Raw genomic sequence first — 7338 nt, 5'->3', positions numbered from 1 at the left:
AGAAAGACGAGTGGCGACGCCCGTTCTCCGGGATGCGCAAGACTGGCCGACGGGTCGCGTTGAGTGTTGGTGAGGCCAGTGAGTTCACGTATGAACTCTACGAGGACGTGGCGACTCTGAGGGTGAAACTCGATACAGCAAGTGCCGCACGGGTGTGGCAAGACTTGGGGTATGCGGACGAAGATGAGTGGTGGTCGAGCATCCTTGATGCCGCTCATGACGACCTGGGGCCGACAGCTTTTGACGATGACGAGCACAGCGAACCTGAGTGGTTGAAAACCCACGACGGAGCAACGTGTGAGCTCGGTGTCGAGGGTGTTTCTCCTCGTCCTCAACATCCACCAATGACCTGTGGAGGCACAGGCTCAACGTGAGAAGTGACTATGCAGAACAGGTCTGGTGTGGAGGGGGAGCAAGCATAGCAAGTGGCAACCACTTGCGCTTCGATCCGGTGATCGATGCACACAGGGCAAGCCCCGGACCCGGTATCGCTGCGCGGGATGAAGCGAGCAACGGCTTGGGTGAAATGCGAGTGTGTGGTTCGTGCAATGGCACCAGACTGCCGGGAGCCGGCGGGGTTGGAAGTGCGGAGCGAGCTATACACTTCTCCCGGGATAAGTGGCTCTGTCTGGCGTTGCACTGAGCTGGTGATGGGAGAGGAAATGATGATGAGTGACCGTTTTGATATCGAGTCAAGGTGGCCGGACGTGTTCGAGGGTTTGGATGATCAGCAGCGTCGGAACGTGGTGGAGGCGTTGGCTGCGAACTGGCATGAGGGGTGGATTCCCAACAGGGAGGACGTGGCTCGGCTAACAGCCAAGGTGCGTAGAGACATCACTCGCGAGGAGTACGTTGCGCAGACGGTTGCGGCTGCGCAATCTGCACGCCGTCAGTAATGCAAGAGGTGTGATGGCTGAAGGTGTTCGTGTGGTCGGGTTCATGGGTGGTGTGTGTGTCTGTGCAGGAAGTCTGGAGTGTCCCGCGTGTGGTGTCGTGTCAGAGATGAAGGTGATGATGGCACGAATAATGAGGGTAGGTGGTCACAACGTCGTGGCGAGTATCGATGAAGGCGATCGCGACGGGTGAACCGTAGTCCGTTCTTCACCTCTGCGCAGTACCGGCTCGGTGACATGCTCATGCGGTGTGAAGCGGACTGTCGACAAGTTCGAGTTCCCCCGGCGTGTACTCAGGGACTGCTCGACAGCTCGCAAGTGAAGATATTTAAATATGTTCTAGTTTCTTCAATATTTTCGCTCGGGATCTATGTAGCTTCCACCAGCTGTAAGTTCCCGTGGCCGTGACCTTCCCCAGTTCTTCGAGACCAGGTAGATCTCGATCCTTCAGGGTCCTGTCGATTTCCTCTTTATCCTTTCCCTTCATCGATTCAACTAAAGAGTTAGCTTCTTCGACTCGCGTGTTCGAAAAAGGATGGGAAGACAGTTCTTCGTCTATATCTTTCAGTTGATTCTCCAAATCAGACTGAGAAGGATTTTTGAACATCAACGTATCCTACTTTCCGAAGACACACGCAGCGGCAGCTCGACCAAACGCACCGGCAATCGAAGCCCAGGTGCCCATCGACGCGATTCGGGCGATATCCGGTGCGCTCAGACCCAATCCAACCAAACATTTGACGATGAAATACGGCAGTGCGTGTGTTTCCACGGAGACCGGATAGTCGACTTCCCCTGCTTCTTCCTCACTGATAGTTTGCGCCAGTGTTCCATCGTGGCAACCCCCGCAGTGGCCGTCCTTTTCATGCTTGGTCGTATAGCCAACATGATTGTCTCCTCTAGCTGAAAAACCTGCATAAACTATGTAATTTACATCACGCTACCAGGCTTGCTGTACAAGGAAAACAGGCGGTTATAAATGATTACAGCAAATGCATATATTAGCTACGATGCGATCAAGTTCCAGGTCAGGCTTTTCGGGAACGTGAGATAGGACGTTCTTCTTCACTGGTAATTACGATGGGTTGAATCAGCTGACATTATCTGTGGACCGCGCAGAGTGTCTTCACCGAGTATCTGTCCCCTGCGGTAGTGACGGTCGAGTTGGAGACGCCACACACCTCGCAGGTCGTGTAGGCCTTCGCTTCGGTGAGCCAGCTCGGGTGTCACCTATCCGTGTACCAGTCCCTAACCTCCGCGCAATACCGCCTCGGCGACATGCTCGTCGATGGTGGTGTGGAGCAGACTGTCGATAAGCTTGGAGAGTGCCGATCCAAAAACTTCTGCGGAGTGCCTCATGTCAAGATCCCCGGCAGATGGAACCTTGTCACGGTCGGAGAGCAGGAGTATGCTCAGTCGCCCAATTAGCCTTGCCTTTTGGATCTGGCCAGGCACGAGGATAGGAGAGTGAAATGCTCAAAGGTGACAGCACTCGACTGATGGGCGCTAAGCATCTCGTTCTGGCTGTGGCGGTCGTGGCCCTGGGAGTTTTGGGAGTAGCTGCCCCGGCTAGTGCTTCGGCTTCCCCATCGCATGAGCAGCAGGAAGTTGTTGCGTTAGATCCCTATGTTGCGGTCACTGAAGCCACGTGCAGAAATGGAGGCGGGTACCCGTTGAACGGTATATGCTTCGGCGGCCGCTGGGATGGAGCGATCATAATCGTATGAGCTTGCCAAGTGGAGAACTGCAAGTTGGTCGTCTATGCATCGATGGGTGGGTAACTCCACGCTTAGAGGCCGCGATTCGAGAGGCCGTACAACTAGCAAATGAGTCACCGGGTGACTACCTCGGGGTGGAGCATGTCATGCTTGCTCTTATTGCCCAAGGCGATTCTCCGACGCTGGTTGATCGCGTAGTTCCTGTCGAGACCGTTCGCGAATGGCGCGACGAACTGAGCAAGGTGATTGCCTCAACGAAGCCAGAGATAGCTTCCGATTCGATCAATGTCAGTGTTGAACGTGAGTAATGCGAAATCGAGAAACCACGGCCACTATCAAAACGCAGAGTGGGCGAACGCTTCGGGACTCAAGCCCGACCACTTCGTCATGACGCCGTGAACCGGAGTGCCTCAGGTCAAGACCCCCGGCTAACCAGGGCCGTGCCTCACCTAATTTTCCCCCTGTGGGTTGTGCAGAGAGTCTTCACCCAGGAAGGGCCGCTCGTAGTGACAGTCGAGTCAGAGACGCCACACACCTCGCAGGTCGTGTAGGCCTTCGCTTCGGCTGCATCGACGAGTTTGTCCACACGTTCTCGGTTGTCGTCATTGACGCTCATCTGGTCGTAGTAGAACCGTAGGCCCCCGAACTTCTCCTTGATCTGATCGACTTTGTATCCAGGTTCGATGCTGCCAATCTTGTTATCGAGATCGAGAATGAGCGGGTACCAGCCTGACTGGCACTCCGGATAGATCCTTCGGCGTTCATAGAACTGAACCATCTGGTCTTCGTCCAACAGTCCTCCGATCACTTGCTTCTACGAAACAGCCGGCGCAAGAACGAACCGCCGGCCGCCGACTCTGACCGGGCAGGCTTGTCCACGGTCATACCGTTGTGGTCGACGTGCTCGGTCACGTCTGAACCTGACCGGTCAGCCCGGTCTCGAGGCCCGGCTTCGAGCATCCGCATGGCCGTACGGACGTCATCAAGATTGTTCTGCAGGGTACTCACATGGGTACGCAGATGCTCAACCTCACGTTGCTCAGTGAGTAACTTTTGCTCAAGGTCGTGGAGGGCTTTCACCTGCGACGATGATCTTTGACCATAGTCACGACCATGGTCATTCTCGGCGTGAGTAAGGTCGGTGACTACCCCTTGACCATGGTCAGGTGGAGACGGTTGACCAGGGTTGAGACCGGCCGCAATGAGATCAGTGACCGGAATCGTCCAGGCGCCCCGGGCACCCTGGACCGCATTGGGCAGAGACCCGTCCTTGAGGCGGCGACGTATCGTGGCCGGAGAGACCCCGCACTCACGCGCAGCCTGTTGCACGCTCCAGGACGGTCGCGGCGATCCTGCTGTCGTCATTGGTCGTGGGCTTCGAGCTCGTCGCGTCGACGCCGTTGAAATGGCGAGAGCAGTTCGGGCGGCATCCGCCGCACCTTCATGTCTTCGAGTGCCTGGATATCCTCGGGCGTGACGTGGATGTTCATGTGCCCACGACCAGCGGTGAGCGCCAGCTTCTCCGAGGCGACGGGAGTGCCTGTCTCGCCGCAGGCCGGGCACTCCCATCGGACAGAGGTGCCGCCGTTGACGGGGAGAACGAGAACGTCCATGAGCTTCCCCGACAGGTACTCTTTCCGCAGTTTCGCCCACTCGCTGGCCCACGCTTTTTTCTTCTGCCCGTAGGTGCTCATGATTCGTCCTCGGGCTGGTCTTTGAGAGCGTTGTGAACGGTGCCAACGGAGCAACCGACCTCGTTGGCGATCGTACGCATCGACAGACCTGTCTCGCGCAGCTCACGAATCCGCAATCGCCGCTGTTCCGCGCGGCTTAGATAGACCTCACGAGGGTCCGATGTCCACCTCTTAATCGTGCGTGGGTCCACACCAGCACGTTCTGCCAGCTCACGGATAGTCAGCCCATTACGGGGGATTCGCTCACGAGTGGCCATTGCTGATTGCCTCCATAATGCGCTGGCGGGTGGCCGCGCGGCGAGCTTCGCCACTGGCAATGCCGCCCTTGAGGCCTCCTTGTCGGCCGGTGTTGCGGTGGTAGGCGGCGGACTTTTCTTCGCTGGTGGTGCGGGAGTCGAGCCACCCGGTGTAGCGGGTGGTGATCCACTTGTAGAAGCTGCGAATGGTGGCCCTGATCTCGCTGGCGGGCAGTGCCTCGCTGAACGTCGAGTTCATCTCCTGGCACAAATTGACGATCGCTGCTTCGAGGTCGTGACGGTCCTCTGGCGTGGGGTGTTCGTTGCGCTTCCGGATGGTGCGCGCGACCCGGTACACGTCCCACCTGACGGTTTCGAAGAGGGTGCAGTTGCGGCCGAGCCCCACGGGGTTTTTCCGCTTGGTGCGCTGCCAGGAGTCTGGCGGCATGAAGTCTGAGACGGTCAGGTGCTCGGTGAGCTCGTCGAGGTTGTAGAGGTGATCGGTCAGCCAGGAGGCTTCCCACTGCTCGTGGGTGGGGTTTTTCGTGATCAGCCCGGAATAGCCCTTGTCGCCGTCAACGGACCGGCGCAGCCCCTCGGTCACGGCGGCGGCGTAGGCGAGTGGTTTGCGTCTGGCGTACTCGGTGCGGGTGACTGGCTCTGCAAGTGCCCATACGGCGTGTGCGTGGCCGTTGGCAGGGTTCTCGACTACGGCGTTGGGTTGCCAGGCTTTTCGGTTCCACATGGCGCGCATGAGCGCGTCGGGGTGGTCGATGTCGACGACAAGGAGATTCGACAAGGATTGGGGGTTGGCCTCGATGTAGCGCAGCTCCAGGGCGTTGTGGCGGCTGGTGCGATAGATGCCCTGGAGCAGATCGTCAGAGGCCAGGGGCCACAGCGGCAACCACATCTGTCCCCACGTCTCCGTGCTCGCTGTACTCATAGCCCCACGTTCCCATGGCGTCTGAGTTCAAAGTGGGATTTTGCTCGGTGTGTTCAAAGTGGGTCTCGAAAGCAATATCAGATGGTTCCGGCGGGGGGAGGCTTCTGTCCGAGCGTAGCGAGGTCCGCTACGGCGACCGCTGGAACTGGCCCCATCTCCACCCTCGGTCTGACCGGAACTGATCTCACCCGCATGTGAGGACACCACACGCAGGGCAGCACACGACTGCTACGCAGAAACGGTCACCTCGCCAGAAACCTCAACCACGAGGCCAGCGGTACCCCTTGATACGTAGACAGTGAGCGCTAGCTCGCGGTCCCGGTGACGATCTGGAACCAGTCGAGGATCGGAGTGATTCGGTCCGGTGGACAGACGGCGAGGATCGTGACGACGAAGACGATCACGGCCGCGAGGGATAGGTGTGCAGGGATGCGGTTCATTGGGTACTCCTAGCGATGGCGGATAGTTCTCCTGGTTCCTATGCGGCGACGGTGTCCATGTGTGGGATGCCGGTCGGTGTCGCCGTTCTGGATCGAGCCTGACACGCAGCAGGGGCATCCCTTCCTTGTGCGGCTCTGCTGTCAGTATCGGAACGGAGTCTCGACCGAATTCTCGCTTGCGAACTCATCTGCGGCGGATCCCTCACCGAGGTGCCCCGTGGATGGCTGAGCCTGGAAGCTCAGGTGTCGCTGGGTCATGCTTGCCGGTGACGCCAAAATGGGGTAACATGGTAACGAGTAACATAAGTTACCCGTTACCAATTGAAGGAGTTTCCACCATGACCGATGACCAGTCCCCTGAGACCCGCGCCGAGGCAGCCGCCCGCGACCTCGCCGACACGGGCAGGGCCGTGACTGCCCGCGCGATCCGCGAGGCCGCGAAGGTGCGCATGGCCGTCGCCTCGGCGACCGCGAAGGCCTGGAACGATGCAGCGAGTGAGGATGACCATGAGACCATCCCGGCTGTGCCCGAGGATGTGACCGGACGCCTTGAGGCGATCTGGGCTGATGCCTATCGGGCCGCCCTGGCGGCCGTGACGCCCGAGCGTGACCAGTTGCGTTCTGATGTCGATGCACTCCGCGTCGAGGTCGAGGGGCTGACTGCCGACGTTGAGACTGTTGAGGCCGAACGCGACACCGCGACTACCCAAGCCGACACCCTCAGGAAGGAACTCGCCGAGGCCAAGGCTGAGGCCGAGAAGTGGTCAACGGAGGCAGCCAAACACGAAGCCGCACTGAGTGCAGTCCGAGACCAGCACGACAAACTCAACGAACGCATCACCACGCTCCTCGAGACACAGGCCAAACGCGAGAACTAACCCCGTAGCCGGCAACGAAAGAAAACCGGCGCGAAATGACTATGAATCAAGCACACCTCTGGCACCACAGTGCATACGGGGACATTTCCGTGGGGAGGTAACGTGACGGGCAAGGGTGTGGCGGATGCCTGTGAGGAGCGCAAAATGACCACTTGTAAGGTCTGCGAGACCTCGTTCGAGACCCGGGGTGAGGGCCAAAGATACTGCTCGGCGAAGTGTAAACAAGTCGCGTATCGGCAACGAGCTCGCACGGGTCGTGCAGTGCCAGAGGATGCAGTTATGGAGCTTGAGTCGCTGCGTCGTTCCCGGGACTACTATCGGCGCAAAGCTGACCGTCTTGAGTTCGAGCGAGACATGGCTGTGCTCGACTCGCAGCTGATGAAGCCGTTCAACTGGACCACGAATCAACCGGTCGTTGAGCACCTGACTGATAGTGAAGAAGACGAGCTGGAGAAGCTCAAACGCTATGTTCGACAGCGCGAGAAAGACGAGTGGCGACGCCCGTTCTCCGGGATGCGCAAGACTGGCCGACGGGT

General features: G+C 58.7%; 11 protein-coding genes. 5 read left to right on the top strand and 6 right to left on the bottom strand.

Features of this window, described 5'->3' with window-relative positions:
- Both INT32_RS22235 and INT32_RS21815 read left to right on the top strand, forming a co-directional pair.
- Positions 1–374, top strand: a 374-nt coding sequence (locus INT32_RS22235; protein ID WP_226817351.1) for a hypothetical protein, incomplete at its 5' end; no start/stop codon positions are given.
- Between the two features lie 288 nt (positions 375–662).
- A complete protein-coding gene (locus INT32_RS21815) occupies positions 663–896 on the top strand; it encodes a hypothetical protein (protein ID WP_226817350.1) in 234 nt (77 codons plus the stop codon).
- A gap of 325 nt (positions 897–1221) precedes the next feature.
- Here INT32_RS21815 and INT32_RS21810 read toward each other — a convergent pair whose 3' ends face one another.
- Entirely contained in the window at positions 1222–1500 is a 279-nt protein-coding gene (locus INT32_RS21810) for a hypothetical protein (RefSeq protein ID WP_125240524.1), read from the bottom strand.
- A 1077-nt stretch (positions 1501–2577) separates the two neighbouring features.
- On the opposite strand from INT32_RS21810, the gene INT32_RS22470 reads away from it, so the two are divergent.
- Positions 2578–2919 (top strand): Clp protease N-terminal domain-containing protein, encoded by a 342-nt coding sequence (locus INT32_RS22470; protein WP_338108232.1) that lies wholly within the window; start codon positions 2578–2580, stop codon positions 2917–2919.
- 137 nt (positions 2920–3056) lie between these two features.
- On the opposite strand, the gene INT32_RS21800 is transcribed toward INT32_RS22470, so the two are convergent.
- From INT32_RS21800 to INT32_RS22285, 5 genes are all read right to left on the bottom strand, one after another.
- Positions 3057–3404: a hypothetical protein gene (locus INT32_RS21800; RefSeq protein ID WP_125178127.1), complete on the bottom strand. Its 348-nt coding sequence runs from the start codon at positions 3402–3404 to the stop codon at positions 3057–3059.
- A gap of 568 nt (positions 3405–3972) precedes the next feature.
- Positions 3973–4305 carry a hypothetical protein gene (locus INT32_RS21795; protein ID WP_009885501.1) on the bottom strand — a complete coding sequence of 111 codons (333 nt, stop codon included), beginning with the start codon at positions 4303–4305 and terminating at the stop codon, positions 3973–3975.
- Positions 4302–4562, bottom strand: coding sequence for a helix-turn-helix transcriptional regulator (locus INT32_RS22465; protein ID WP_081448679.1), 261 nt, complete (start codon positions 4560–4562; stop codon positions 4302–4304). The genes INT32_RS21795 and INT32_RS22465 overlap by 4 nt, the downstream gene beginning before the upstream one ends.
- Entirely contained in the window at positions 4549–5451 is a 903-nt protein-coding gene (locus INT32_RS21785) for a replication initiation protein (RefSeq protein WP_009885499.1), read from the bottom strand. The genes INT32_RS22465 and INT32_RS21785 overlap by 14 nt, the downstream gene beginning before the upstream one ends.
- Positions 5452–5789: 338 nt before the next feature.
- The gene (locus tag INT32_RS22285; protein WP_009885498.1) at positions 5790–5924 is read right to left on the bottom strand and encodes a hypothetical protein; all 135 of its coding nucleotides are present in this window, start codon (positions 5922–5924) and stop codon (positions 5790–5792) included.
- A 338-nt stretch (positions 5925–6262) separates the two neighbouring features.
- Between INT32_RS22285 and INT32_RS21780 the strand changes: the two genes are divergently transcribed.
- Together INT32_RS21780 and INT32_RS21775 are read left to right on the top strand one after the other, a co-directional pair.
- The gene (locus tag INT32_RS21780) at positions 6263–6802 is read left to right on the top strand and encodes a DNA-binding protein (protein ID WP_096161820.1); all 540 of its coding nucleotides are present in this window, start codon (positions 6263–6265) and stop codon (positions 6800–6802) included.
- Positions 6803–7081: 279 nt separating this feature from the next.
- On the top strand, positions 7082–7338 hold a 257-nt coding region (locus INT32_RS21775), incomplete at its 3' end, for a hypothetical protein (protein ID WP_193090781.1).

This window comes from Advenella sp. FME57 (assembly GCF_014897675.1).
Lineage (GTDB): Bacteria > Pseudomonadota > Gammaproteobacteria > Burkholderiales > Burkholderiaceae_B > Advenella.
This window is presented reverse-complemented; position numbering and strand designations above follow the sequence as displayed.